This is a genomic window from Candidatus Liberibacter solanacearum CLso-ZC1, from assembly GCF_000183665.1.
In the GTDB taxonomy this organism is placed as follows: domain Bacteria; phylum Pseudomonadota; class Alphaproteobacteria; order Rhizobiales; family Rhizobiaceae; genus Liberibacter; species Liberibacter solanacearum.
In genome coordinates, this window is the sequence record NC_014774.1 from 1202244 (window position 1) to 1226637 (window position 24394).

The window sequence follows — 24394 nt, forward strand, 5'->3', positions numbered from 1 at the left end:
CCATATACTCTAATCTTTTAAAATATGATTGATCATATAGAACTTCTGATTATATAGAGATATAATTCATATAACGGGATGATACAATTATCTGATATACTAAATATTTGTAGATTCTTCTTTTGAATCATCGGATTTTTTTGTAGAATCAATAGAATATTCTTCTTCTTCTTTTTCAGAACCATGAATCTCTTCTTCTGAAATCCCTGCCTTCGGAACAGATGCGCATCGCATAGAATTATCATCATCTTCTAAAGATCTATTTATCTTTTCCCCTTTAATTAAAGAGGCAATTTCTTTTCCTGATAGGGTTTCATATTCTAACAATCCCTCGGCAATCGCAACAAAATCGTTGTTCTTTTCTTCTATAATAGATCTTGCCTTTTGATATGCCTCATCTATAAGACGAAAAACCTCTTTGTCTATTTTATGCGCAGTATCCTCAGAAATACTTCTGGAACGAGATATAGGATGGCCAAGCGAAATATCTTGTTGACTCTCTCCATAAAAAACTCTTCCTAATAAATCAGAAAAACCAAATTGCGTGACCATAACACGTGCTAGTTTTGTTGCATATTCAAGATCCGACATAGCACCCGAAGTTACATTTTCCTTCCCGAAAATAATTTCCTCAGCAACGCGTCCGCCCATTAGGATAGCTAAACGAGATATCATCCATGTATAACTGCTGGAATGACGATCCGCTTCGGGCAACTGCATTACCATGCCCAACGCTCTCCCACGTGGAATTATAGTAGCTTTATGTAGAGGATCCGCTTGTGGAACATGACACGCAACCACAGCATGCCCAGCTTCATGATAGGCAGTAATTTTCTTTTCCGCTTCTGTCATTACGGTAGAACGACGTTCTGCTCCCATAAGAATCTTATCTTTTGCATCTTCGAATTCTTGCATTGTAACCAAACGCCTATTACGACGGGCTGCTACCAAGGCAGCTTCGTTAACTAAATTCCTCAAATCTGCACCAGAAAATCCAGGCGTTCCTCGAGCAATCGTTTTCAAAACAACATTGGGAGCCAATGGAACATTACGACTGTGTACTTTGAGGATACGTTCTCTACCAACAACATCAGGATTGGGAACCGTTATTTGGCGATCAAAACGGCCTGGGCGTAACAAAGCAGGATCCAAAACATCAGGGCGATTGGTTGCGGCTATAAGAATAACACCTTCACTAGATTCAAAACCATCCATTTCAACTAACAACTGATTTAGAGTTTGCTCACGCTCATCATTTCCCCCTCCTAAGCCTATACCACGATGACGACCAACAGCATCTATTTCATCAACAAAGATAATGCATGGAGAATTGTTCTTAGCTTGCTCAAACATGTCACGAACACGAGAGGCACCAACCCCAACAAACAATTCAACAAAATCAGAGCCAGATATAGTAAAAAATGGAACGTTAGCTTCACCTGCTACAGCACGAGCTAACAGTGTCTTACCTGTCCCTGGAGGACCTACAAGGAGAACTCCATGAGGAATACGCCCACCTAAACGTTTGAATTTTTGAGGATCACATAGAAAATCAACTATTTCCTGCAAATCTTCTTTCGCTTCATCAACCCCAGCTACATCATCAAATGTTATACGAACGCCGTTTCCCGATAGTAGTTTAGCTTTGGACTTTCCAAAACCCATAGCACCACGAGCCCCACCTCCTTGTATTTGTCTCATGAAAAAAATCCATATAAAAACCACTACTATTAAAGGGAACCAACTACTAAGATAACTCATCATACTTGGAGAAGAATCATTAACTGGCTTTGAAAAAATCTCTACGTCTTTCGCTTGTAACTTATCCAACATCTTATCGGTTACCACCGGCACATAAGTTTGAAAAGAAGATTCACCCTTAACATAAGTTCCTGATATATACCGTCCAACAATAGAAACTTTACGAATACGTCCCGCATCTATATCCTTAATAAATTGAGAATAAGAGATATCTTGGACTCCATCTTTCCCTGAAAAGGGAGCCTGAAATATAGAAAAAGACGCTATCAAACATAGTGCTATTATAACCCATAAAGCAAAATTCCTAATGTTAGAATTCATTTCAGTCCCCTCAGAATATCAAAATCCACTATCGACTCATAGCAAAGCACTAATGATCCAAGCCGAATCTTGATGATAATAACAATAATTCAATAAAATCAATGAAAATATTTTTTTTTTCATAGGAAAACGGCGATTGTGGAATAAATACTTTGTCAAAAGATATAGAAATCGCATGAGCAACAGGCAAATCAAAAATTGTAATAAAACGAGAAAAAGGGGCTATCACAGGCTCTCCTCCTTCTTCAGAGGGCAAGCTTGAAAAAGCACGTTGCGCAACTATAGACGGCATACCAGAGGAAAAATCCATCTCCTTGTTGTATACTTTAGCGCCGATCCGAATAGATTCATTAGATGAATTTGTAAACCGATATCTTCCATCCCATACAGCAGTTTCTTTAAAGTGAAGCTTCACCGTAGGAAGATCTCGTACTGCACGCGTTATCCATAAAAAATTTACGCGCCGATCTATAACAACCCGTCCAATACTGATACAGCCCTGCTTTTGATTTTTAAGATACGCAATAACTCTCTCCATAGAACGATATCCAGGAAAGGAAGTTTTTCCACCACAAATCGCAATAGAAACCTTCAATAAATAGGATAAAAGAATTAAATCAATATTCAAGACATTCTCTGATAGAGCAATAACGGATTGACAATGAACTTTTAAATATTGGGGAATTAATGTAGCGACATTATTATTGACTGCAATACGCAAATTACGAAATTTCTCTATCTTTCTATACATCTTATGAGGATCAATGTCCTGAATCAAGCGCCGTACACGAACACGTTCAAACCTATCATCAGCGTTGCTAGGATCTTCACACCAACCAATATTACGTTGCAATAAAAAAGAACGTATATCTTCTCGACGACAGCACAAAAATGGACGAGCAATCCATAACCTCATATCATACAGAACAGTTTCGGGAATACCAGAAAGCCCCATACCCTTTTCAGCATAATCACGCTGAGAACGCATATAAACTGTTTCCAACTGATCATCAAAAGTATGTGCTGTTACAACTAGCGTAGCACCAATTTTCATAGCATAATCAACAATCAATGCATAACGCGCCTTTCGAGCAGCAGCCATCAATCCCGTTTTTGGCTTTTGATCTTTCCACACAACCACCGCATGAGGAATCCCTAATCGTGAGCAAATATCAAAGACATACTTCACCTCATCTTTTGCCTCATCTCTAATACCATGATCTACAGAGATAGCAGAAATTTTAATTGCTCTAAAAGAATTATCTGAAAGAATCGAATGTAAAGCAATCAGAAGACCAATGGAATCCGATCCTCCGGAAACAGCTACGAGAATATGCGCAGGACACACAAGGCTACGCACAAAAGACTTTACACTTTCTACAGGAGATAAAAACACTGATAATTCACTTTAAACTAGTTTTTACAATTAGTGGATGTTATAAAAACATCTTACTTTTGAGGATGAAAAACCACAAAAAATATACAAAATTCATTCCCAAAGAAAGAATTTCACATTTTTTTGATCATATTGATAATAATTTTATAATCCCATGAAAGCGTATGCCTCTTCCCTTAATAAGCATAAACAAGAAGAAACTTTGAAACAACGACTTTCACACAATCAATCGCAATGCTTTTTCCTTTTAAAAACTTGTCGATTCACTAAAATTTGAACTCATCTCTCATTAATAACGCACATTATTGTTATTTTTCTAGACAATATTTTCACTTAATCCTGAGGAGTACATTTCTGCAATACAATGACTGTACGACGATTTTTCGAATAGGCACTCTCATCATATCCAAGTACAGCAGGAATTTCTTTGCCATATGAAGTAATCTTCATGCGAGATGAGTTAATTCCTCTAGCTAAAAAATAATCAAAAACTGTATGTGCGCGACGAAGCCCTAACACAAGACTACTATTACGAGTACCTTGCTCATCCGTATGACCTTCTATGATAAAATCACAACCATTCTTCTCAAGCCAAGATCCTAAACTAGATAATACTTGAATATCTTCTGGGCGAATAGAATAGGAGTTAATATCAAAAAAAATACGATCACTAACCGACTGAGCAAATTGCTGTTGCATAGAAGCATCATACGATTCTGTATTATTATTGATACCAGAAGCATGCACCATTGTCGCCACTGATAAAATAAGAAAAAAAGCAATATATTTCATAGAAAATCCTTTCGCATCATTGCTCCTGATTCTATCTCATAATTATATTTTTTGAAGAAGAATACATTTTGCAGAGCTGAAAAACATACACCCAGCACAACCTAATCCACGGGTGCTATCCAATGTGGATCCAAAGCATAAGCAGGAGTATTGATGAGCATTTCATTGCGACCATTTAAGTTGATCGAATAAAGCTTTGATCCTATATCATCCATTTTCTTGCGAGCAAATATTAAAGAACGACCATTAGGAGACCATATAGGAGTTTGGAGGTTAAAATCCGTCACTAAGATACGCTCTTGTGACCCATCAACCCTCATGACACCAATTGCAAATTTGCCTTCAGAAAATTTGGTAAAAGCTATAATATTATCGTTAGGAGACCAAGAAGGATCAAAATAAAAGGCATCTTTATCTTGCGAAATACGTCGTTGATCAGATCCATCTGATTGCATAACATAAAGCTGTTGCTTTCCTTCCCTATCACTTTCAAAGACAATTTGAGAAGAATCCGGTGAATATGAAGGGGAAATATTGGCAAATAACGTATTTGTTAGACGCTTAAAAGCATACGAATGAACATCTACATTATAAAGATCTATCGCCCCTTCTTTTTGCACGCCCATAATTACGCGATTGCCATCTAAGGAAAAACGAGGAGAAATGTTCATGCCACGGAAATTACCGATTCGTTTAGGAGCTCTATCAATCCTAATATCCATTAAATAAACTTTTAGAATATCTTCATCATCATATGATGCATATGCTACTTTCTGTTGTTTAGGGTAAAATTGTGGTGTGAATAAAATTCGATCACTATTAGGTGTTAAATAACGCACATTAAAACCATCTTGATCCATGAGACATAAACGATTTTTTATTACACCAGAAACGATACTTTCAGAAACAAATAAGAGACGTGTATTAAAATAACTCTTTTCACCAGTAATATTCTGATATATCTCATCAGAAATGATGTGAGCAAGTCTCCTCCAATCTACGGGAGAAGCAAAAAATTTCTTCCCCAATATCTGTTTGCGATCTTTAATATCCCACAACCGAAACTCTACACGTAAACGATCTTTACCTTCTTTAATCACCCGACCCATTACAAGAACTTGAGCGCCTAAACTCTGCCAATCATGAAAACGGGGCGTAATATCTGGATTAGTGATTTTTTGTTTAAAAGAACCTTGGGGAATCTGAGTAAAAACGTCTGATTTCTGCAAATTTTTGGATATAACCTCTGAAAATTTACCTCCCAATTCATCTAAAGAAACAAAATCTGTCACAGCTATAGATACCGGAGAATAATCAGAATTATTGACATTAACCTTTACTAAAGCTTGCACTGGAACAGAAAAAAAACCACTAACCAATACCAATAATAGAAAAATCTTTACATTCATATTAGATTCCTTAAATTATAGAAAATATCGAAAAAAGACAAATTCCCATCCCTTTCTTGTAACAAAATACACCTATAGAAAAAAGTAAAATATCACATTTTTGAGGGTATAAAATGAATGGTCATGTTCCGCCAATTTTTATATTTATCCGCTGGTAGACGAAATGGTTGCGATTTTATAAATGCTTTTCGCGCACTTTTTACTAATGTGCGACGAGCCAATTCTGTCCCTCCGACTACTGTAATATCAGGATTGCCAATAACAAAACCATTTCTATTAAGAGAAAAATGCATTTTAACCTGTATTTTTTTAAACTTTTTTAAATCGGGAGGAATATTCCAATTCCCCATAATTCTTCTACGTACAATACCTATTTCATTTTGAGAAAAGTTGCTCCGACTTTGCTTTGTGTCAATTTTTGGTACTGGTAACTTTGCAATATTTTTCTTTATTATAGAAGGCGTACTATGCTGACTATGTGCTTTATTTTTGATATGCTGTTTTTTGTCTAAGGGACGCAAAGATACATTGGGCGGTGACGATTCTTTTAATGCATGCTCGCCTTCACTATCGGAAAATTTCTTTAATTCATCGGGAATAGTCTGTGTTTTTCCCTGATCAAAAGATTTACTATTATTTTGTTGATCCTCAAACCAATGAGCACCAGTTTTTTCACTCATCTCTCTTGAGTGAAAAACTTCTTCTTTTTCATTATTTTTATCGCCACTATATTTATTAGAATGTAAATCGTCGTTGTGGATATTTTTTATAGACGATCCCTCAATCTTAGAAACTGGAACGAATAATTGAACGTTAAAGTTAAGATACAATAGCAACAAGAAAATAAAATGCAATATCAATGATATAGCAAGACCATTCTCCACTCGCACAGCCTGACAATCCTTTTAATTTCGAACAACGAAATTAACTTTTCGATGCCCACTTTTCCCAATATTCAACAAAAAATCTATTGTTTTTCCCTATAATATTTTTTACAATCACCTTTACATTAAGATGCATTCTCTAGACTTAGAGTCCTATAAAAATTCTATTTTTTGCGATTTTCATTGAGAAAAATATATTCTCCTTACGCACGAATCTCCTCATCCGCTTTTACATCTATCATAATAAGATGTCTATTGATATCAAGCCCTCAAATACATTCCAACATTCTAGGGCACATGACCTTCAGTCTGTCGGGAAAGGATTGCGGAAAACTCATCCGAAAATCCTTCCATTTGCACTGAAAATTTTTTTGCATCTTCCATAAATTTATTATAAGCTATGGAAGATGGAATAGATACACATAGCCCTAAAATGATGCTCATCAAAGATTCTATTATTTCAGGAATAAAAAAAATAATATTAGCATGAGGCCCTGCTATATTTTGAAAAAATCCTACCATCCCTAACACAGCCCCTAAAAGACCTACAAGCAAACCAACTGAAGACATAGTGCCAAGAAAACTCAATCTCTCTGTTATATCTTCCAATTCTCGAGCGATGGCAACATCCATCATACGATCTATTCGGTCTTGCATCCCGATAGAAGAACGCGCGCCTTGTTCATAACTCTTTTTCCACTCACACATAGCGGACATAAATATTGCAGCTAATCCAACATTATGCTTATCTTTTAATAATTTACATAATGATTCCAAAGACTGCCCAGACCAAAAAAGTTGTTCGAATTCTCTAAAATTACGACGAATCATAATAAAGTTCACAATTTTTTGAACGATAATGCTCCAACTAAAAATAGAAAAAACCAACAATAGAATGATGACACACTTAACCGCTAATCCCATTTGCATAAAAAAGGAAAAATATTCACATCCATAATAGCCAATCCAAAATTATCCATAAATCTTTCCTCCGAAGAGAAGAATCCATTCCTAATAACATCAAATCTCATTTCTCAAGAAGATTTACTGATCTCAAAAACCTCTTTCTACCCAATGCACTATATGTGAACATAGTCAAACCCTCTAGAATTGTTTTTGACACGACACTCTTTATTACCACTGGAAGCCTGCAAAACGAATCTATTGCGTAGGAAAATAAAACACGACGAACTCCATTTACTCTTTCTTGCCACAAAAGGTATTTTGCACTTTATAAGGAATAGAAATACCAAGATGTTTCCAAGCACTGGGCATTAAAAGCCTTCCACGTGGCGTACGCTGAATAAAACCCTTTTGTATCATATAAGGCTCTATCAAATCTTCTATAGCGTCTCTAGGCTCAGAAAGACCTGCAGAAATAGTCTCTATGCCGACTGGTCCACCTCCAAAATGACGAGCAATCATTGTCAAATAACGCACATCAAGTTGATCAAAACCCATCTTATCCACTGAAAGACGCACCAAAGCCTCATCTGCTATATCTCTTGTAATAATCTCAGCATGCGCTACCTCTGCAAAATCTCGTACACGACGCAATAATCTTCCAGCGATACGCGGAGTTCCCCTGGATCGCATAGCAATTTCGTATGCAGCTTCATCTGTTATGGGCAATCCTATTAACTTTGCCCCTCTATGCACTATGGTTTTTAAATCCTCTACCTCATAAAAATTTAATCTAATAGGAATACCAAAACGATCTTGTAAAGGATTGCTGAGAAGTCCAACTCTCGTTGTCGCAGCAATAAGCGTAAAACGCGATAAATTAATTTTCACAGAACGAGCAGATGGACCTTCTCCAACCATAAGATCAAGTTGAAAATCTTCCATAGCAGGATAAAGAATCTCTTCCACGATAATACTTAGTCTGTGTATTTCATCAATAAACAAGACATCACGATCTTCTAAATTAGTAAGCAACGCCGCAAGATCGCCCGCCTTCGCAATCACAGGACCTGAAGTTGAACGGAAATTTACCCCTAATTCCCTAGCAACGACCTGTGCTAAAGTAGTTTTTCCAAGACCTGGAGGACCCACAAACAATACATGGTCTAAAGCTTCAGAACGCGCTTTAGCTGCTTCTATAAAAACCTTGAGATTAGAACATGCTTCAGTTTGACCCGTGAATTCATCTAAAGTTCTCGGACGCAATAAAAGAACATCACCATCTTCCTTAGATACACTATGAGATAATAGTCCCTCACGATCCGTCATTTTATACTAATCTTCATGGAATTATAAACATCGTTTAACATGTCATCTCTCTCAAAGCCAATCGAATGATCTGACTATCATCAGTAATATTTTTCTCTTTTTTGAGGATCGAAACAACAGCGACTGTTGCCTGATCTTGACCATATCCTAAATTCACCAATGCAGATATAGCATCAATCGCAGATGAAGACATAGATTCACATACATTCGATTTCTCTCCATTCAAACAGGATATTTCTTTTTTTTCTGAAGAAGACAGAGAAACCGCCTTTCCTTTAAGTTCTATCATAATACGATTAGATACTTTCGCACCAATTCCAGGAATCTGAGCAAGAATCTTATTGTTTTGCAAGATGATAGAATCGACTAATTCTACTGGTGTAATACGAGAAAGTACACCCATCGCTACTCTTGCCCCTACACCTTGCACACTTTGCAATAAAACAAACCATTTCCGTTCTAAATCAGATAGAAATCCAAAAAGTCGAATTTGATCCTGTCGCACATGTGTCTCAACAAACAAAGTACAAAAATCACCTATCTTACCCAAGCAAGATAATGTACGGATCGGACAGTAAACTATATAACAAATACCTTGCACATCAATCAACACATAATCCTCATACAATCCCTCAATATTGCCTTTAATTTTACCTATCATATTTCTACGACCTTCTAATCACATACAACACACGCATTTGACAAAGCTCCATTTTATGATTCAATTTTATAACGATTATAGTTCGTATGATGTGCATGACATACAGCTATCGCCAATGCATCAGCTGCATCTTTTCCTTTGAACATGATCCCTGGTATTAACATCTTTAACATCATATGAATTTGTCTTTTATCTCCATGCCCAACACCTATTACCGCTTTTTTAATAGTATTTGGAGCATATTCAGAAACGGAAATTCCGGTAAGAGCGGGTGATAAAATAGCTATTGCCCGAGCTTGACCTAATTTGAGCGTAGCCACTGCATCTTTATTGACAAAAACCTGCTCAACAGCTGCTTCCTCAGGATGAAAATCACGCATTATATCAGCTAAACCCTCATATAATTGACGTAAGCGAACTGCAAGCGACTGTTGCGCACAAGAAACAACTGTTCCAGAAGAAACAAAACATAAATTATCTCCTACGGCATCAATAATTCCCCATCCAGTTCGTCGGAGGCCAGGATCAATTCCTATAATCCGAATTGATTTGCGTGTCATTTAAAAATCCCTTTAAGAAATCAAAAGTAAGCAAGAAATAGATATTTATCAAGGCAATAGACTTTATTATATGTTCATACTTGACATTATACCGACATTTAACAAATCTACACCACAAATAATCTTGCTTGCGAAAAGAAAGATTGTTCCTAAAAAAATTTTCCTTTGATCTTTAGAATAAGAAAACCTTTTAAAAAATCGCATTCTAGACATAACAACAGGTTGGTATAACCCAAATTTTTGTGTATATAAAGTATAAAGATCTCGTAGCTCAGCAGGATAGAGCACCAGATTCCTAATCTGGTTGTCGCGCGTTCGAATCGCGCCGGGATCACCATTAAAACTATAACTTATTGATTTAAAGTTGTTTTTTATAAGATCTAGTCTTACCTTTTAAAAGGTGCGACTAATGCTAGCAATTCACCTCCGTGTTTTTATCTCACTTTTCAACAACAACTCCGCTTCAACTTCTCGTCTCAATACTGTGATCCAAATGACCAAACATATCTTACCTAGAGAATTTTATGAACGTAATACACTAGATGTCTCCAAACAACTCTTAGGAAAAGTATTGAAATTCTCTCATTACCGAGGGATTATTACAGAAATTGAAGCTTATATAGGTCAGGACGATCCCGCCTGTCATGCTGCTAAGGGTTATACCCCCCGGAATTCTGTAATGTTTGGAATCGCTGGATTTTCGTATATTTATTTTATATATGGAATGTACTATTGCCTAAATATTGTTACTGAAAAAGAAGGATTTCCTGCCGCAATCCTCATTCGAGGAATAGAATTAATAGAACCTGTACAATTAACCATTAATGGACCAGGGAAATTATGCAAGTATTTATCTATTTCAAAAGCCAACAATGCTTTTGATTTAACTACAGATCACAATTTTTGCGTTTATAATAAAGATAAAAAAATTAAATATATTCGCACACCTAGAATTGGAATAAAAAAAGGCACTGACAAGCTCTGGAGATTTAAAATTATCCCATAAATGAATACATCCCATATAAGAATCTGCCAACAGACTAATAATCGATTCTTATAACCAGAAGCAAGGATTCTACTATGTTTTCTTTATTATAACTCCGTACCTTTTGAGTATCAGATTATCACTCACTTTTCAATTACAACTTCTATACTACGACAGTCCATTCAACCGTCATAGCCTAATCAATTAAAAGCTGTGGCATTGTATTGACTCACGCAATCTGTAGGTGTTAGTTGTAGTACACACTATCGTATCTGGAGAGGTAAAACATGAGTATCAAAAAACTAGGATTAGTCTCTACGATAGCAGTGTTGTCAGTAACCATTTCCCTAGGTGGCTGTGATAATACGAAACCTAAAGCAGCAGAATCGGCAGCTAAAGTAGCTGAAGTAGCTAAAGCAGCAGCTGATAAAAAAGCAGCTGACGAAGCTGAAGAAGCAAGAGTAAAAGCTGAAGAAGCAAGAGTAAGCCGAAGAAGCAAGATTAAAAGCTGAAGAAGCAAGATTAAAAGCTGAAGAGGCAAGATTAAAAGCTGAAGAGACAAGATTAAAAGCTGAAGAAGCAAGATTAAAAGAAGAAGCAAGATTAAAAGCTGAAGAAGCAAGAGTAGCTGAAGAGGCAAGATTAAAAGCTGAAGAAGCAAGATTAAAAGCTGAAGAAGCAAGATTAAAAGAAGAAGCAAGATTAAAAGCTGAAGAAAAAGTTAGAAAAGAAGCAGAAAAATATAAAGCTGAAATAGAAGAGCTAGAAGCTGAACGTAATAAATATACAGCTGGAATAAAAGAAATAGAAGTTGAACGTAATAAACTTAAAGCTGAAAAATTAGCGTTGGCAAAAACTGTAGTAACAAATGAAGAATTCGTGTTGGCAAAAATAGAAGAAATAGAAGTTGAACGTAATAAACTTAAAGCTGGAGCAGAAGAAATAAAAGCTGGAATAGAAGAAATAAAAGCTGGAATAGAAGGGCTAGAAGCTGAACGTAATAAATATACAGCTGGAATAAAAGAAATAGAAGTTGAACGTAATAAACTTAAAGCTGTAATAAAAGAGCAGGAAAAATTGTCATATGCAGCAGAACGTTCCAAATTAACTCCCTGGCAGCGACTACAGAACGGTTACATTACTCTTGCCCAATATGATGAAATAAAATATCATGAGCGTCATCCATATGGATACTAACCCCGTTTCTTTTGTACTATTTTATCTGTGTACCAGAAGCCCAGGATACAAGCGATAATCTCTTGTTCAAAAGGGCTTAGGATCGAAAGGGGGCTTCTGTCAAAGATGCCCTCTTTCACACTCCACCAGACGAGTAGCGGATAAACAATGATCCAAAACAACGTTGTAAGGGGTCGTATTAAGGTGTTCAAGCCATCAATCCATTTGACACCACTCTTGACCTTTTGAGCTTTTATTCTTGCTAATCTGATTGGCTGATCAACTTTAAGTTCTTCAATTGCGTATTTGATATCTGCAAGATCTAGTTGAGTAGAGCTGTTAATCCTAGTTTGCTCAAGCTTCATCTTATCATATTCAATCGATTGTTTCTGCATCAGATATTCTAATACACCATCAGCTATTTTCTCAAAAACTGAGGGAACAAAACGAAGAGCAAATCTAAATAGTCCACCTGCAAGAAACGACTGTATCATTGTTTAAGCCACGCTTTGAGATTATAGAGTGCGTAGATGATGGCAGAAAGAGAAGCGGTTATTGCACCACTCGTTTTAATAAATGAAGCAAGACCTTTTGAAGTGTTGAGAATCTGTAAAATGCTTTTAATATCATTTTGCTGTTCATTGTAATGTCTTTCAAAAACTTTACAATGGGTAATGAGACAATCAACTTTGGCGTTGAGTTCATTAAACTCTTGCTTCGTTACGTACTGTTCTTGCCTTTTAGTCATCCTATATTACTCCTGCTTTTACGGAGTTCACGATTCATAGCTAACCTATCCTTATACCCCTCGTTGAAGTACTCACAGAGGTTATCTACTACCATCTTCTGGAAAGCCGCTTTTACATAAAATAAGTTCTTTAAAGGCATATTATTAGCGACTTCCTTGGCTAATTTGGCATTGGCTTTAGCTTTTTTTTCTTCATCTTCCCCGAAGATATTTCTGGACACTTCCAAACCAGCGTCTCCCAAACCAATAACGGTTGAAGCTACAGGGACAGAATGCAAGAGGTCTTTGAAGTCATGGTGATATTCGTTGAAAAATCTATCATAGTGCGTAAGAGTTCTTGCAGTCATTAAAGCTAATACCTTTGGATCGGTAAAATCGTCGAGTTCTTGACCAGTTAAAGCCTTTCTTGCTGTGTTGGCGACAATCCCCTCTAAAACAATACCAAAAGCTAAGAACTTTGCCCTATAAGACCAAGCTGACATGCCATTCGCTCCACCAACAAGGGTTTTAGGAACAGCCCATAAATGCTTCTCCGCCATGGAAATTGGAGTGGTTAAGAATTGAGTAACAAGGCTCAACCCTGGTATGCCTCCCCTGCTAGATGTGTACTTTGTATCTCTTAACGAAGAGCCAACTGATCCTCTTGCATTATCTTGCGTTTGAGACCAAATATACCCGCTCATCTTGCTCGATAGATCACCCATCATTCGCTCAATAGACTTGTTCTCAGAACGAGCAAGTGTGACAAGATCAGGATGCCTACACTCTCGGATACTATCGGGCGTCAATAACCTCCCAGCATCAAGCTCAACCTTGGACAAAGCATGCATATCGGATTGGGTAAAACCATAATCTTTAATAAGTGTCTTGAATGTCTGCTCCCCATAACGAGATTTAAAATCTTCTAGACCCTTAAATCCCCTTGTTACTTCCCCCATCCACGAGGACGTAAAACCAAAAGATAAATCTCGCTGAAACCTATCTAAAGCTTTCAGACCTTGCCACTTAACCGTTTTCTCCGCTAATACTTTCATTCCAGAAACAAACTTACTTTGATTGTGAAACTCATTCATCATCCCTGTAATAGCCATCTCGCCAGCTGGGGCAAATGCTCGAATAGATGCTTTATAATTAGCGTTCGTTAGATGCCTCTTAAACTCTGGCAAAGCCCTAGACCAAAACGGCATTCCCTGCCTATGAGAACCCATAACCACACAATTTATTGTCTCTGGAAGGGCGGAAAATATCTGCATCCCAAAACTCTTAACCACTTGAAAAGTCGAAAACCCTGATTTCAGCTCCCTCAGATTAATTTGTGCGTTAGATAACTCATGATCAAGCATCTCACTGGATATCGTCAATCTATCCCAAAGGATATTGGCTTCTTTGTATAATCCACCCATCTTTGTAACATCGCTTGCCGTCTTAGCACTCTTTAAATCGTTCTCGTAGGCTTGCGTAATAACCCACCTAAAATTGTTATCAGCATTAGAACCAAACGTACGGGCTATCTCAATATCACGAATAAGAGGGTCTATGGTCATTCTCACAAGGTCTTCAGCGTTTAATCCTGTTTTTCCGAATGCTGCATTGTAATCGCTGTAGTGTTCATCTAAAAGGAACAAATGCCGTGGTTGCTTTCTACTTCCGCCAACAGAGGCTTTACCCGCCTGTTCAGCCCCGCCAGAAGCTAATATCTTGTTTCGTCCCTCGCTGGATTTGGTATCCCAAACATGCCCTAGAAACTCTGTTAATCCTTTGCCATAAAGTCCTTTTTTGTCGTATGCTTCCACATCAACCCAAGGCATGATCGTCTCAATCCACGCTTTCTTGCCCTTAGCCCTTATTTTTAGGGCATCATCAGGCTGCGGACTACCCCAATTATCTAATGGATGAAGAAGTCCCATATCTTCCGCTTGAGCTGTAACCCTATCCCTTATTTTGCGATAGGCTCGCCCAAACTTATTCACTTGTGGATCATCGGTCTCAACCCCCCTTAGGGCTTTGGTGATCTTTTCGTTCGTTATTGGATCCGCCGAGAACCCTAGGTTTTTTGACCCTAAATCCTCAAAATCATGAAAGGCTTTCCGAGCGTTCGCTTGCTCTCCTTTAATTCTACTCTCTATAGATGCTGTCGTTTCATATCTCAAAAAGTTCTTAAGAGTGTTCAGTTGTTCCCCATGTTTAGCCCTGCCAACACCTCCGAGAGTCTCTGACATTGCAAAAGCACCATTCTCTAAAAGAAGTAAATGTGCTTTCTCACTCAGTGCCTTAACTTTATCCGCCGTCTTAAGGTTCTTAAAACTCTCATTCAGCTCTAATCCTGATAGGGCTTGCTTAGATACTCTCTCAATCTGGTCTAGATCCTCTGGTTCTAACTTCCACTCGCCAGCAAGCTTTTTGACCCTTTCAATACATTCTGGATGCATTACTTGCCCCCTCTCTCATAAAAGCACGATATTGCACTCTCAATGAGCTTATGCTTAACAATGTTAATGTCTCTCTTTATCTGCGGTGGCATGGAACTTGCTCCATCTTGAGAGTTGGAAAAATTTCTCTATTATCTCAACCGTCTGTGCTATCCTCTGATCAGCAGACAATAAACGAGGTTCAATTCTATCCTCCGCAAAAGGAGACGTGCCAACCTCAATATCTGGCTTCTTAATGCTTCCACGCTCTAGTGCTTCTAACTTTTGCGAATCAAGACCAAACTTCTCTCCGTTGACTAATGCATGCTCCGCTTCAGCTATAGCGGACATGTGAGTCTCAAAAGACTCATTAGTCGTAGGAATAGCATCATTCAAAGTCCGAGACGTCATGAGTTCATTTTTAGCCCCAGTAGCAATATCACCCTCAGAGGGCGTAGGTTTCATTCCTACAAGTTTTTTGTTTCTTCTGGCGTTCTTGGCATGTAAGCCCCCAAACGCCATTCCTAAAACAATATCGGTTGCGATCGAAATGCTGTCCATCTCTGAAGCATGTTCGGCGAGTTCATCATATCCATTAGCCTTAAGTATGGCGTAATCGCCCATTCTATCTAGTTTGCTTAGACCAAGATTAACACCAGCACTTGCTATTGCACTCTTGACAACACTAACCCCAAAACCAGCTGGTATTAATGCACCTGCTCCAGAAATAACACCTGTCTTCATCCCTCCTTTAGTCGCTGTAGAACTATCCTGCCCCTCATCTCTAGCGTTCTCAAAAGCTCTCCTCCCCTCCGCTAAGGCAACGGATAAAAATCCCCCAGCTAAAGCTCCTAGTGGACCTCCTATTGAACCTCCTGCCATAGCTCCTATTCCAAAGGCTGATACAGAATGTAATAAACTATGTCCTATCTGCCCAATAGCCCCTGTCTCTTCGGGATCAACCGTCAGAGCGTTCTTCTTTAACGGATCAGGTGTGTATTCCCACGGTGTAACTGTAGAAAGAATATCTGCTGGTGCTTCTAAAACACCAGAAAAAGAAGCACCAAGTGCGTTGTCCCATATACCAGGTTGCCTCTTCGCTGGCTGTGTCGTTTTATCATTCTTTATAGACTTCATACGCTTGTTAAAGTCGCTCTCGTTATCCATAAAAAGCATTATCATTCCCCCCTATTCATACGGGATGAAACAGCATTCATATACTCTTCAACACCACTAACCGTTGCAATCTGCAAGCTAGGGACATTTTGGGGTAATTCGTCATAAATGTTAATGACTATAGGGTTCCCCTGTTTGTCTTTCTTATAAACACCACCAACCGTTAAACTATATTTCCCGTCGCCCTCTGACTGATAACCGTAACTCTCTGGATATCTATCTTTACTTTTATCACCAAAAAGACCAACAAGTTTATCAGAAGTAAGTCCGTGCAACCTATTCCCAAATTCATAGTGAGACATGCCACGAGGGGGCATAACATAAGAGCCGTTCACAGCGTACGCCGTATTACCAAATACAGCTTTGACTGCATCCCTCACAACCTCACCATTTAACGTATAATTGCCTGTCTTATGCATATTACCCATGATATAAAGCTTAATTACTTCGGCGTCTTGCTTGTAATTTGCGTCCTCCGAGCCTTGATAAAGTTGTCCTATCTCTTTGTTTATTAAATTGTTAAAGAGTTTCTTAACCCCGTTTCCTTTGGAGCTTTCAAGCTTAAGCTCAATATCGCCTCTGTGTTTCACTCCAGAGATGACTGGGATTGCAGAAGCTCTAGCCTCCGCAGAATCACTCATAGCTAAACGACAAATAGATGATGTAACTTTGTCTTTCATACCGTCTACGACACTCTTTATCTTCTCAATATCGCTTTTTGTTACACCCTCCTTAGTCATCTCATCTCTGAAATAGGAAACAAAATCTTCAGCCCTCTCTCCCTTAATCTTTTCAGATAATTGCCTTTCTTTGTCCGTTCCCATCCCTTTAACAATTACACCATGGTCTTTTTCCGTTTTTTCATTAGCATCGAAAATAGGAAGAACGGAAGAAGCTAACTGCCCTGCTTCTAAACTCAAATTAGGAGGAACTAATCCTCTGGATCTTTGCCATCCGTGCGGGTCTTTTGACAGTTCCTTAAGAGACGCAACCCTTTTATCCTGAAGCTCTTTTAAAAAAGCTTGAGCTTTAAACCTATCGTTCAAATCATAATCGACTGTGCGACTGTTAACGGTGGATACAAACTCAGCGTACTCTTCGTTAGTCATGGTCTCTACAACTCTAATATAAGGAGCGATATCCTTTTTAAGCTTAGCTTGAGTGATGATACTTTCAACATCCGCAGGCTGGTAATAACGGGATAAGTTGGATTCAGAAAAAACTTCATCGTAGTCAGAGGAAATATTCCCCTTGTTTGCCTCAGTCGTACGTAACTTAATAGTTTCAATAACTCGTTTTTTGCCAGATTGTCTTTCAGCATTAGTTTTTCTATTATGCTCATCCAATAGTGATTTTAAGTCTTCTCTTGAAAGAGAGTCTATGCCTGTATATCCCGTCTTACCATCAAGCTTATGCTCGTCTATTTCTATCGTTCCCCCGTCCGCATTTTCCGCTATTTGATCTGGAGATAGTCCATCCTTAACTGCTACAGGGCTTCCGTATACTAGGGAACTCAGATTACCTACTATGTCAGGTTCGTTAGACAATAGCCCTATCGTTTGGGATTTGTGAAGCGTCTTATCTAACGCTTGTTTCTTCTTAACTTTGTCTTCTGGCGTTAAAAGACTTTTATCTATAACATCATACCCACGATTGCGTTGAAGCTCTAAGTTTTCATTCGTTGGGCTTAGTCTAATATTAAGAGCCAAAGCTACGGCGGTATCTCCAATATGCTTTTCAGATTCTAAACTCATGACGAGTAAGCCTCGTGCCGTCCCTAGCTGTAGCTTCTGTCAAGACTTCGCTTGTTTGAATTTCTGAGATAATTTCTTGTTTCTCTGTCAGGTACACCGATTATCTCTTTATCTCTCTTGTAGTATTGATCTTGAGCGTATTTATGCGACAGGGCTTGCACGTCAACTCCTGTAGGCAGGCTTGTCATATATCGGGCAAAGTCAGCGTGATCATCCGCAGAATGCAATGCATCCTGAGTTAGTGCTTGAGCCTTAATATGTTCGGATCTACGCTCTTGATAAAGTTGGTTAAGACTATCCAAGCCTTGTGCTACCGTCTTTAAACCACCTAGGGGATCAACCGCATCCCTAACCGCATCTTGGTTAGGAGCAAGAGGCTCACTAGCCGTTTGTTTTAGATCAAGATTTGCCATTTATTTATCCTTAAACAAGTCTTTTGCTAGCGTCAGTCCATGTCCACCCGAGGATACGATCCCTGAAACCTTACTGTTGGTAGCGTTTTGTTTCAGCCACTGTTGTTCCTTTAAAAATCTCTGAACCGTGGAAAAACGGGTGCTTTGGGCTTTCTCTACTTCTCTTTCCGTATCCGCATAGCGTTGTCCAATCCACAGATCAGCAGAGATCCCTGAAAGTCCTGACATCTCCGCTTTCATTTGAAATAGCCCTGCATCTAACAAACCCTCTTTGCGAAGTCTCTCGGCTCTCTCAGAATGCAAAATATCCGCACGTCTAGAATTCTCTTCGGCAAGGGAGGCACGATACCGATTGCTTTTAGACGTTGATGTCGCAGTTGACATATCTGAAACTACATTAGTAACAAATTTACCAATCGCTAAACCTTTAGAAACATAATCAACCATATCTAATCCTCCACGGTGAAATGCGTCGTAACGGAGGTAAGATGAAAATGAGAACTCTCGCCTTTATGCTTGATAACTAACTCAGGAAGATGCTGTGCATCACTGTATATCGGGAATGTAAACTCTCCCGTTTTCGGAGAACCTCTCAACTCCTCTATAGGATGCATCTCTTCCCCATAAACCCCAACCTCAATATCACTCGTATTGATGACTTTGATTGATCCCTTGAATATACGAACTTTCTTCCCACTAAAGTTGTTGAACGCATCCCCAGTATCAATGGGAGGAAGTCGAACAATACAATCATAACCGTACGACGTTCCCTCATGGGCTAAAGGCTTCTCACCTTGCTTCAATAGCCTCTGAACTAACTTGCCGTCTTTTCTGGAAGTTGCATAAACACGAACATCAGCGTCATCATCATCAGAGGTTAAATAATCCTCCCGTTCCACTGGTTCTTGCTTGTAATGTTGATCAATGACTTCTGGGATAACCTTTTCCTGCGGGCTAGGGACAGGAGGAGTTATCGGCTTTAGAACTTTTGTAGGGTCTGCCTCAATACGTGGTTTACTATATTTCTCAGGGACGTGTTTAACCTCATGGAGTTTCTCAAAACGCTTGAGCAAATCTTCAGAAAGAATATCAGTGTCATCAACTTCAGATTTCCTATCATCAAGAGCTTTCTTGATTTTAGATCCTAACTCCTTTTCTTTAGCCTTGAGTTCTTCTTCTCTAGCTCCTATTACCTCTTCTTGATCCCCTGATCCGTCCGACTTCTTCTTTAATCCAGCTATAGTAGCTTTCAAAGAAGTTATATCGTTTAGTAAGGACGTTTCTTTCGCTCGGGCTTGATCTTCTTCTATCCTTTGTATAGCGGACTGTTCTTCAGATGCATACAAAGCGTATCTATGACCCCTATACACTTCCAACTCGGAATCTACTTCATTTAAAGAAAGCTTCTGTTCTTCCCAAAATGCCTCTTCCAATTGCTCACGGGATAACTTTAATTCCTCCCACGCCCTCAGAAAGGAATAAATGCGACCGTATCCCGAATCATAGGCAAAAACCGCTTGCCACTTAAAATGAAGGATAGCGATTCCCACTTATCTTTAGGGGATAATTCCATCCCTTCCCACGCATCCGTTATCTCTTTCCACTTTTCCTGATCCACTACCTCATCCATTGTGAGATTATCAAGAACAGTTAAATCACCATCAAAAAGCAGCTCAGGAGTAGAAACAGCTTTAGTAGAGAATAGCTCATAAATGAGATTGAATTTCTTCGATATCTCTTCCTTAGATAGCTTAGACCAACGTTCTCGGTCTCTCTTGCTCCGTGCCTCCTGTCTTGCGATATTCGCTTTTACATCTCTTCTATATTGTGCATTGATTATTTTATCGATTTCTTCTTGTGCTTCCTTATCCGATTTCTTCTCCGCTTTCTTCTCCGATTTCTTCTCTGCTTTTTGTGCGGGCGTCAGAGGAGTAAAATTAGCCTCTTCAACAAGAACAGGAGTCTTCTCCGCTTGTGCTGATAACTCGCCCATAGGCGTAGAAGAAGTCGGATATGAATTGTGATAAACATCTTCGCTAACGTTAGTTTCTGTTTCTTCCTTAGCTTGTTTTTCTGTTTCTGGTGCTTGACCCTCTATGCCATCTTGTAGTGGTTCTTGGATTTTAGAAAATACAATCGGTGCAGTCGGTGCGGATGGAAGAGCTAAACCTAAATCTTCCTCTTGCGTTTCTTGCAAAGCGGGTTCTTGGGGGTTGACCTCTTCAGCTTTTAATCTTGCCTCTTCAGCTACTCTTGCTTCTTCTTCTTCAGCTACTCTTGCTTCTTCTTCTTCAGCTTTTAATCTTGCTTCTTCAGCTATTCTTGCTTCTTCTTCGGCTACTCTTGCTTCTTCGGCTACTCTTGCCTCTTCAGCTTCTTTTCTAGCTTTTTCTTCTTTAGCTTTTAATCTTGCTTCTTCTTTTAATCTTGTTTCTTCTTCAGCTTTTAATCTTGCTTCTTCAGCTTTGTCTCTCTCCCTCGCATCAAGTGTTTGTATCTTACCCTCTGTTTCTTCTATTAAAGTACTAATACCATCTGATATTTGCTTATTGGCAACAAAATAAGGCTCAGTGGCTTTTAAACCCATCCTGTAAAAATCATCTTCCCCTAAATCGGCAAGATGCATCGCTTTATGGATTTCATCTCCGTGAGCGTTGATTTGATCTTTAAGAGATTTTCCAAAATCTTTCCAATTACTTAAATTTTTGTACTTATTAACCGCCGTTTTAAATTGCCTCCACTTTTCTTCAAGTGTACTAGGAGCAAGCAATGCAAATTTATAGGGGACTTGTCCCGCAATTCTCGTCGCTTCCCTCTGATGAGCTTCAACCTGAAACCGCAACTTCCGAGCAAGGGCAAACTCTTTGTTCTTTATGTGTTTTTCATAGATCTTATATAAGTCTTTACTACGTGCTAAATGCTTTGTCGCCTTATTATTCGCTTCTACAAAGCTATCAAAGGTTTCCTGTTCATTTCTTTCGGCTTGTTGCTTATAAGCGGTCGCAAAAACCTCATTATGCAGGAGTTCAGGATCACGAAACACACCGTAAAAATCAACAATAGATGCCTGAATATCTAGAGTTAGAACATGCGGAAGATCCGCTTGTTTGCTTCTTAATACGTCAAGTAACTCTTTAAATTTGGAATCAAACTCTGCCCTTTTCTCTAACGCCCTTTCTGCATCCTCAACCCCAGAAACAGCATTGTTCTTAACCGATTCTTTTGCCTTGTTAAAAGCTTCCTCATGTTCTCTTTTAAGACTCTTAAGAGCTTCAACCTCCTTACGTCGTTCATCCACAAACTCTTGATGCTCGGGTGCAACCTTGCTATCAAGAAAGTCAATCGCAGCTTTAAGATCAGTTCTAAGGGCTTGTGCCTCTTCCCCATATCCTACTACTTTATCGTAAAGCGAATTTAACGTTTTCTTCTTCTCGGCAAGGTCGGCTTGTGTAGTAGCCATGTCGGCTTTATAGTCATCATGAAGTTTTGCCCTCCACCCAATCCGCTCTTGCGATACTCTGTCAATTACATCCTTGATACCCTTGATTATCTCAGGATCATTCTTCTGCGAATTAACAGACAACTCAATCCCTGCAACCTTAATATATGCCTGTGAAAGATGCTCTAAAGCGTCTTTTAGCTCTTCAGCGGTCATTGCTTCTTTATCTCGTAGTGCCTGAGACTTTTGCGTGTCCTCTCTTGCCTGATCCAGAATGTTATTCAAATCCTCTTGGACATTGGCATTTTCCGTTGACTCTTTTAATTCTTCCTCTCTTTTTGCTCGGTCGTCTTCCTCCGCACTAGCATCAAACAACATTGTGACCATCGTTGCCGTCCATGCTGCCACAGTAGCCGAAGCAGGAGCCCCGAATCCAGTTGCGACCATAGCTCCAGTAACAGCAGAACCTACTACCGCTACCGTCCATTTAGCAACATCTAGCCAAAAACCCATTAGTTCGTCCTTTCCATCAAACCATCACCGTGTAAAGCAAGCGGATTAAAAGCTCCAAGCCTCTCTAATCCTATCGAACTAACACCATCTTCATTCATTCTTCTCAGCAACAACCAAACCGTCGTTTCCCCTTGATCCAAACAAAGACAAGAACTTAAAGACATAATCTTAACCCCTCGACCACCTAGCTTATGAACGTGCCACGATCCTTTCTCTTTGGAATTGGCATGGAGACTACAGCCCAATAGTTCACCCTTGTTATTCAACACCCACAAAAGAGAATACGGATCTTCCTGATAGGCAAGTTGGCGTATGCGATAATCCAGCAGATGATCGACGTTTTGGGTCAGCTCTAAAAATTGAAAACCTTGCTCACTCGCACCGCCTATAATCTGAATCCTCCTACCCGCCCCTTGAACAAAAATTAGTTCATCGCCAATACTCAAAGGCGGAGCTTCATAAACACCAATCCCTGCTAATCGTCTTGAAACCAGATTAAAACCTCTCTCAAAATCAAGAATAACAATCCATAGTGAGGTGTCAGTCCCAATAACAAGACCCTTTTCCATCGGTCTAAACCAACGAATGGCAGACATCGTATCATCCGTTATTGCAACAGATAACGACTTGCGATAATCAACATTGCCCTCAATTGTGTCAGGACTAAAATCAGTAAATGTATTATAACCAGAGAAATAAACAGCTTGAGGATCAAACTTTGACCCAGAAAAACACAGCCTATTGTTATAAAAAGATACATGAGACGGATAACCTTCACGTTCTCCCCAAGCACTCATATTCCAATACAAAGTACTGTTACTGTCTGTAACGCAAAAACCCTCGTGAAGCATGACTTCAACTGTCTTTGCTCCTGTACAGTTGACTATCTCTCCCCAAACATAATAAGGTGTCCTGTATTGTCCGCCCGTGCCAAGTGTGCTTTTGCCGTCTTTATCAACGCTTAATGCTTGCGAAGAGGCTATGACTTTCCATGTAACACCACCATCTCGGATATAAGTGTCTCTTCTATTATCTTCAAACTCCTTACCTGAGATTCCCTCAGTAATGCACCGATAAACTTTCCCGTACATCTGCATAAAGGCGTTCTCAGGATATAAGGTGTTTGCTGTCCAATCCTTTGGAAGCCACCCAAGACGAAGCATCCGTCCAACATCTTTTGTCTTAAAGATGGGCAATGTGGAGGTAACAGTAATCTTCCCTTTGCGAGTAGCAGAGAGGGTTACTCTCAGTTTCGCATCATGCTTTTTCCCGCCAACTTCACGCAGTCCTAACCATGGCGGGGGAGCAAACACCATCTTCTCAAAAATAACCCCTGCTTCCGTAAACTCTATCTTATACGGTGAATGCTTAGGATGAACTAAAACTATAAGAGTACCCATGCGGGCAACATCAAGCTGCTCAGCCTCACGGAAACTATAAGGCGTATCATAAAAACGAATAAACTGTGGTGGTTTTATTCCAGTAACCTCCACATACACCATCTTCTTCTCGCCAAAGATGAACAGTACAGCATCATCACCACCTAAAGCAAAGGAAAGTATCCGACTTGCTTTCGGTGGAAGATCAATATGTTCATAGCGATACAACGGAGGTCTGCGTACCAATGATCCATCTTGTAAAGGAATCATGTTAAAACATTGCGATAAACCTTGAGAATGTAGTTCAAGATCACTACGAGACTGCATAATCTGAGGAGAAACTTCACCGCCTGCAAATGATCGCTTGGTATAGGCACCTTTAGGCAT

General features: G+C 39.1%; 22 protein-coding genes and 1 tRNA gene. 4 read left to right on the forward strand and 19 right to left on the reverse strand.

The features are described 5' to 3' along the window. Nucleotides 1-99 precede the first annotated feature (99 nt). From ftsH to ruvC, 9 genes are all read right to left on the reverse strand, one after another. Nucleotides 100-2082: an ATP-dependent zinc metalloprotease FtsH gene (gene ftsH, locus CKC_RS05460; protein ID WP_013462528.1), complete on the reverse strand. Its 1983-nt coding sequence runs from the start codon at nucleotides 2080-2082 to the stop codon at nucleotides 100-102. Between the two features lie 49 nt (nucleotides 2083-2131). Next, nucleotides 2132-3478 (reverse strand): tRNA lysidine(34) synthetase TilS, encoded by a 1347-nt coding sequence (tilS, locus tag CKC_RS05465; RefSeq protein ID WP_013462529.1) that lies wholly within the window; start codon nucleotides 3476-3478, stop codon nucleotides 2132-2134. Nucleotides 3479-3811: 333 nt separating this feature from the next. Then, nucleotides 3812-4270 (reverse strand): OmpA family protein, encoded by a 459-nt coding sequence (locus tag CKC_RS05470; RefSeq protein WP_013462530.1) that lies wholly within the window; start codon nucleotides 4268-4270, stop codon nucleotides 3812-3814. A 101-nt stretch (nucleotides 4271-4371) separates the two neighbouring features. Further along, nucleotides 4372-5679 carry a Tol-Pal system beta propeller repeat protein TolB gene (gene tolB / locus CKC_RS05475; protein ID WP_013462531.1) on the reverse strand — a complete coding sequence of 436 codons (1308 nt, stop codon included), beginning with the start codon at nucleotides 5677-5679 and terminating at the stop codon, nucleotides 4372-4374. 92 nt (nucleotides 5680-5771) lie between these two features. Next, a complete protein-coding gene (locus tag CKC_RS05480) occupies nucleotides 5772-6569 on the reverse strand; it encodes a hypothetical protein (RefSeq protein WP_013462532.1) in 798 nt (265 codons plus the stop codon). Between the two features lie 282 nt (nucleotides 6570-6851). After that, nucleotides 6852-7493: a MotA/TolQ/ExbB proton channel family protein gene (locus CKC_RS05485; RefSeq protein WP_013462533.1), complete on the reverse strand. Its 642-nt coding sequence runs from the start codon at nucleotides 7491-7493 to the stop codon at nucleotides 6852-6854. Between the two features lie 267 nt (nucleotides 7494-7760). Then, nucleotides 7761-8795, reverse strand: coding sequence for a Holliday junction branch migration DNA helicase RuvB (gene ruvB, locus CKC_RS05490; protein ID WP_013462534.1), 1035 nt, complete (start codon nucleotides 8793-8795; stop codon nucleotides 7761-7763). Nucleotides 8796-8829: 34 nt separating this feature from the next. Continuing rightward, the gene (ruvA, locus tag CKC_RS05495) at nucleotides 8830-9456 is read right to left on the reverse strand and encodes a Holliday junction branch migration protein RuvA (RefSeq protein WP_013462535.1); all 627 of its coding nucleotides are present in this window, start codon (nucleotides 9454-9456) and stop codon (nucleotides 8830-8832) included. A 53-nt stretch (nucleotides 9457-9509) separates the two neighbouring features. Beyond that, the gene (gene ruvC, locus CKC_RS05500) at nucleotides 9510-10016 is read right to left on the reverse strand and encodes a crossover junction endodeoxyribonuclease RuvC (RefSeq protein WP_013462536.1); all 507 of its coding nucleotides are present in this window, start codon (nucleotides 10014-10016) and stop codon (nucleotides 9510-9512) included. A gap of 260 nt (nucleotides 10017-10276) precedes the next feature. Here ruvC and CKC_RS05505 point away from each other — a divergent pair. From CKC_RS05505 to CKC_RS05520, 4 genes are all read left to right on the forward strand, one after another. Beyond that, nucleotides 10277-10353, forward strand: a tRNA-Arg gene (locus tag CKC_RS05505). Nucleotides 10354-10425: 72 nt separating this feature from the next. After that, nucleotides 10426-11022, forward strand: a complete 597-nt coding sequence (locus CKC_RS05510; protein ID WP_013462538.1) for a DNA-3-methyladenine glycosylase — start codon at nucleotides 10426-10428, stop codon at nucleotides 11020-11022. A 266-nt stretch (nucleotides 11023-11288) separates the two neighbouring features. Next, nucleotides 11289-11513 (forward strand): small effector proten, encoded by a 225-nt coding sequence (locus CKC_RS05515; RefSeq protein WP_013462539.1) that lies wholly within the window; start codon nucleotides 11289-11291, stop codon nucleotides 11511-11513. A gap of 334 nt (nucleotides 11514-11847) precedes the next feature. Continuing rightward, nucleotides 11848-12198, forward strand: coding sequence for a hypothetical protein (locus CKC_RS05520; protein ID WP_143827788.1), 351 nt, complete (start codon nucleotides 11848-11850; stop codon nucleotides 12196-12198). Here the strand turns inward: CKC_RS05520 and CKC_RS05525 are convergent. The 10 genes from CKC_RS05525 to CKC_RS05570 form a co-directional block, all read right to left on the reverse strand. Further along, entirely contained in the window at nucleotides 12195-12671 is a 477-nt protein-coding gene (locus CKC_RS05525; protein ID WP_013462541.1) for a hypothetical protein, read from the reverse strand. The genes CKC_RS05520 and CKC_RS05525 overlap by 4 nt on opposite strands. Further along, nucleotides 12668-12925, reverse strand: a complete 258-nt coding sequence (locus tag CKC_RS05530; protein WP_013462542.1) for a hypothetical protein — start codon at nucleotides 12923-12925, stop codon at nucleotides 12668-12670. The genes CKC_RS05525 and CKC_RS05530 overlap by 4 nt, the downstream gene beginning before the upstream one ends. Next, nucleotides 12922-15354: a hypothetical protein gene (locus tag CKC_RS05535; RefSeq protein WP_013461583.1), complete on the reverse strand. Its 2433-nt coding sequence runs from the start codon at nucleotides 15352-15354 to the stop codon at nucleotides 12922-12924. The genes CKC_RS05530 and CKC_RS05535 overlap by 4 nt, the downstream gene beginning before the upstream one ends. A gap of 63 nt (nucleotides 15355-15417) precedes the next feature. Further along, complete coding sequence (locus CKC_RS05540; protein ID WP_013462543.1) at nucleotides 15418-16509, reverse strand: hypothetical protein; 1092 nt, start codon at nucleotides 16507-16509, stop codon at nucleotides 15418-15420. Between the two features lie 2 nt (nucleotides 16510-16511). Beyond that, on the reverse strand, nucleotides 16512-18263 hold the full coding sequence (locus CKC_RS05545) for a hypothetical protein (protein ID WP_013462544.1): 1752 nt from the start codon (nucleotides 18261-18263) through the stop codon (nucleotides 16512-16514). A 23-nt stretch (nucleotides 18264-18286) separates the two neighbouring features. Then, the gene (locus CKC_RS05550; protein WP_013461586.1) at nucleotides 18287-18676 is read right to left on the reverse strand and encodes a hypothetical protein; all 390 of its coding nucleotides are present in this window, start codon (nucleotides 18674-18676) and stop codon (nucleotides 18287-18289) included. Beyond that, complete coding sequence (locus CKC_RS05555; RefSeq protein ID WP_013461587.1) at nucleotides 18677-19123, reverse strand: hypothetical protein; 447 nt, start codon at nucleotides 19121-19123, stop codon at nucleotides 18677-18679. It abuts the gene before it with no gap. Nucleotides 19124-19125: 2 nt separating this feature from the next. Beyond that, nucleotides 19126-20226 carry a hypothetical protein gene (locus tag CKC_RS05560; RefSeq protein WP_143827758.1) on the reverse strand — a complete coding sequence of 367 codons (1101 nt, stop codon included), beginning with the start codon at nucleotides 20224-20226 and terminating at the stop codon, nucleotides 19126-19128. Continuing rightward, a complete protein-coding gene (locus CKC_RS05565) occupies nucleotides 20145-22628 on the reverse strand; it encodes a hypothetical protein (protein WP_013462545.1) in 2484 nt (827 codons plus the stop codon). The genes CKC_RS05560 and CKC_RS05565 overlap by 82 nt, the downstream gene beginning before the upstream one ends. Continuing rightward, entirely contained in the window at nucleotides 22628-24394 is a 1767-nt protein-coding gene (locus tag CKC_RS05570) for a hypothetical protein (RefSeq protein ID WP_013462546.1), read from the reverse strand. Before CKC_RS05570 ends, CKC_RS05565 begins: the two co-directional genes overlap by 1 nt.

Bases quoted from the DNA above. Each gene is read 5' to 3' on its own strand.
- ftsH (WP_013462528.1), bottom strand. From the start codon at position 2,082: ATGAATTCTAACATTAGGAATTTTGCTTTATGGGTTATAATAGCACTA.
- CKC_RS05470 (WP_013462530.1), bottom strand. From the start codon at position 4,270: ATGAAATATATTGCTTTTTTTCTTATTTTATCAGTGGCGACAATGGTG.
- tolB (WP_013462531.1), bottom strand. From the start codon at position 5,679: ATGAATGTAAAGATTTTTCTATTATTGGTATTGGTTAGTGGTTTTTTT.
- CKC_RS05485 (WP_013462533.1), bottom strand. From the start codon at position 7,493: ATGCAAATGGGATTAGCGGTTAAGTGTGTCATCATTCTATTGTTGGTT.
- ruvB (WP_013462534.1), bottom strand. From the start codon at position 8,795: ATGACGGATCGTGAGGGACTATTATCTCATAGTGTATCTAAGGAAGAT.
- ruvA (WP_013462535.1), bottom strand. From the start codon at position 9,456: ATGATAGGTAAAATTAAAGGCAATATTGAGGGATTGTATGAGGATTAT.
- ruvC (WP_013462536.1), bottom strand. From the start codon at position 10,016: ATGACACGCAAATCAATTCGGATTATAGGAATTGATCCTGGCCTCCGA.
- CKC_RS05510 (WP_013462538.1), top strand. From the start codon at position 10,426: ATGCTAGCAATTCACCTCCGTGTTTTTATCTCACTTTTCAACAACAAC.
- CKC_RS05515 (WP_013462539.1), top strand. From the start codon at position 11,289: ATGAGTATCAAAAAACTAGGATTAGTCTCTACGATAGCAGTGTTGTCA.
- CKC_RS05525 (WP_013462541.1), bottom strand. From the start codon at position 12,671: ATGATACAGTCGTTTCTTGCAGGTGGACTATTTAGATTTGCTCTTCGT.
- CKC_RS05530 (WP_013462542.1), bottom strand. From the start codon at position 12,925: ATGACTAAAAGGCAAGAACAGTACGTAACGAAGCAAGAGTTTAATGAA.
- CKC_RS05535 (WP_013461583.1), bottom strand. From the start codon at position 15,354: ATGCATCCAGAATGTATTGAAAGGGTCAAAAAGCTTGCTGGCGAGTGG.
- CKC_RS05540 (WP_013462543.1), bottom strand. From the start codon at position 16,509: ATGCTTTTTATGGATAACGAGAGCGACTTTAACAAGCGTATGAAGTCT.
- CKC_RS05545 (WP_013462544.1), bottom strand. From the start codon at position 18,263: ATGAGTTTAGAATCTGAAAAGCATATTGGAGATACCGCCGTAGCTTTG.
- CKC_RS05550 (WP_013461586.1), bottom strand. From the start codon at position 18,676: ATGGCAAATCTTGATCTAAAACAAACGGCTAGTGAGCCTCTTGCTCCT.
- CKC_RS05555 (WP_013461587.1), bottom strand. From the start codon at position 19,123: ATGGTTGATTATGTTTCTAAAGGTTTAGCGATTGGTAAATTTGTTACT.
- CKC_RS05565 (WP_013462545.1), bottom strand. From the start codon at position 22,628: ATGGGTTTTTGGCTAGATGTTGCTAAATGGACGGTAGCGGTAGTAGGT.
- CKC_RS05570 (WP_013462546.1), bottom strand. From the start codon at position 24,394: ATGCCTAAAGGTGCCTATACCAAGCGATCATTTGCAGGCGGTGAAGTT.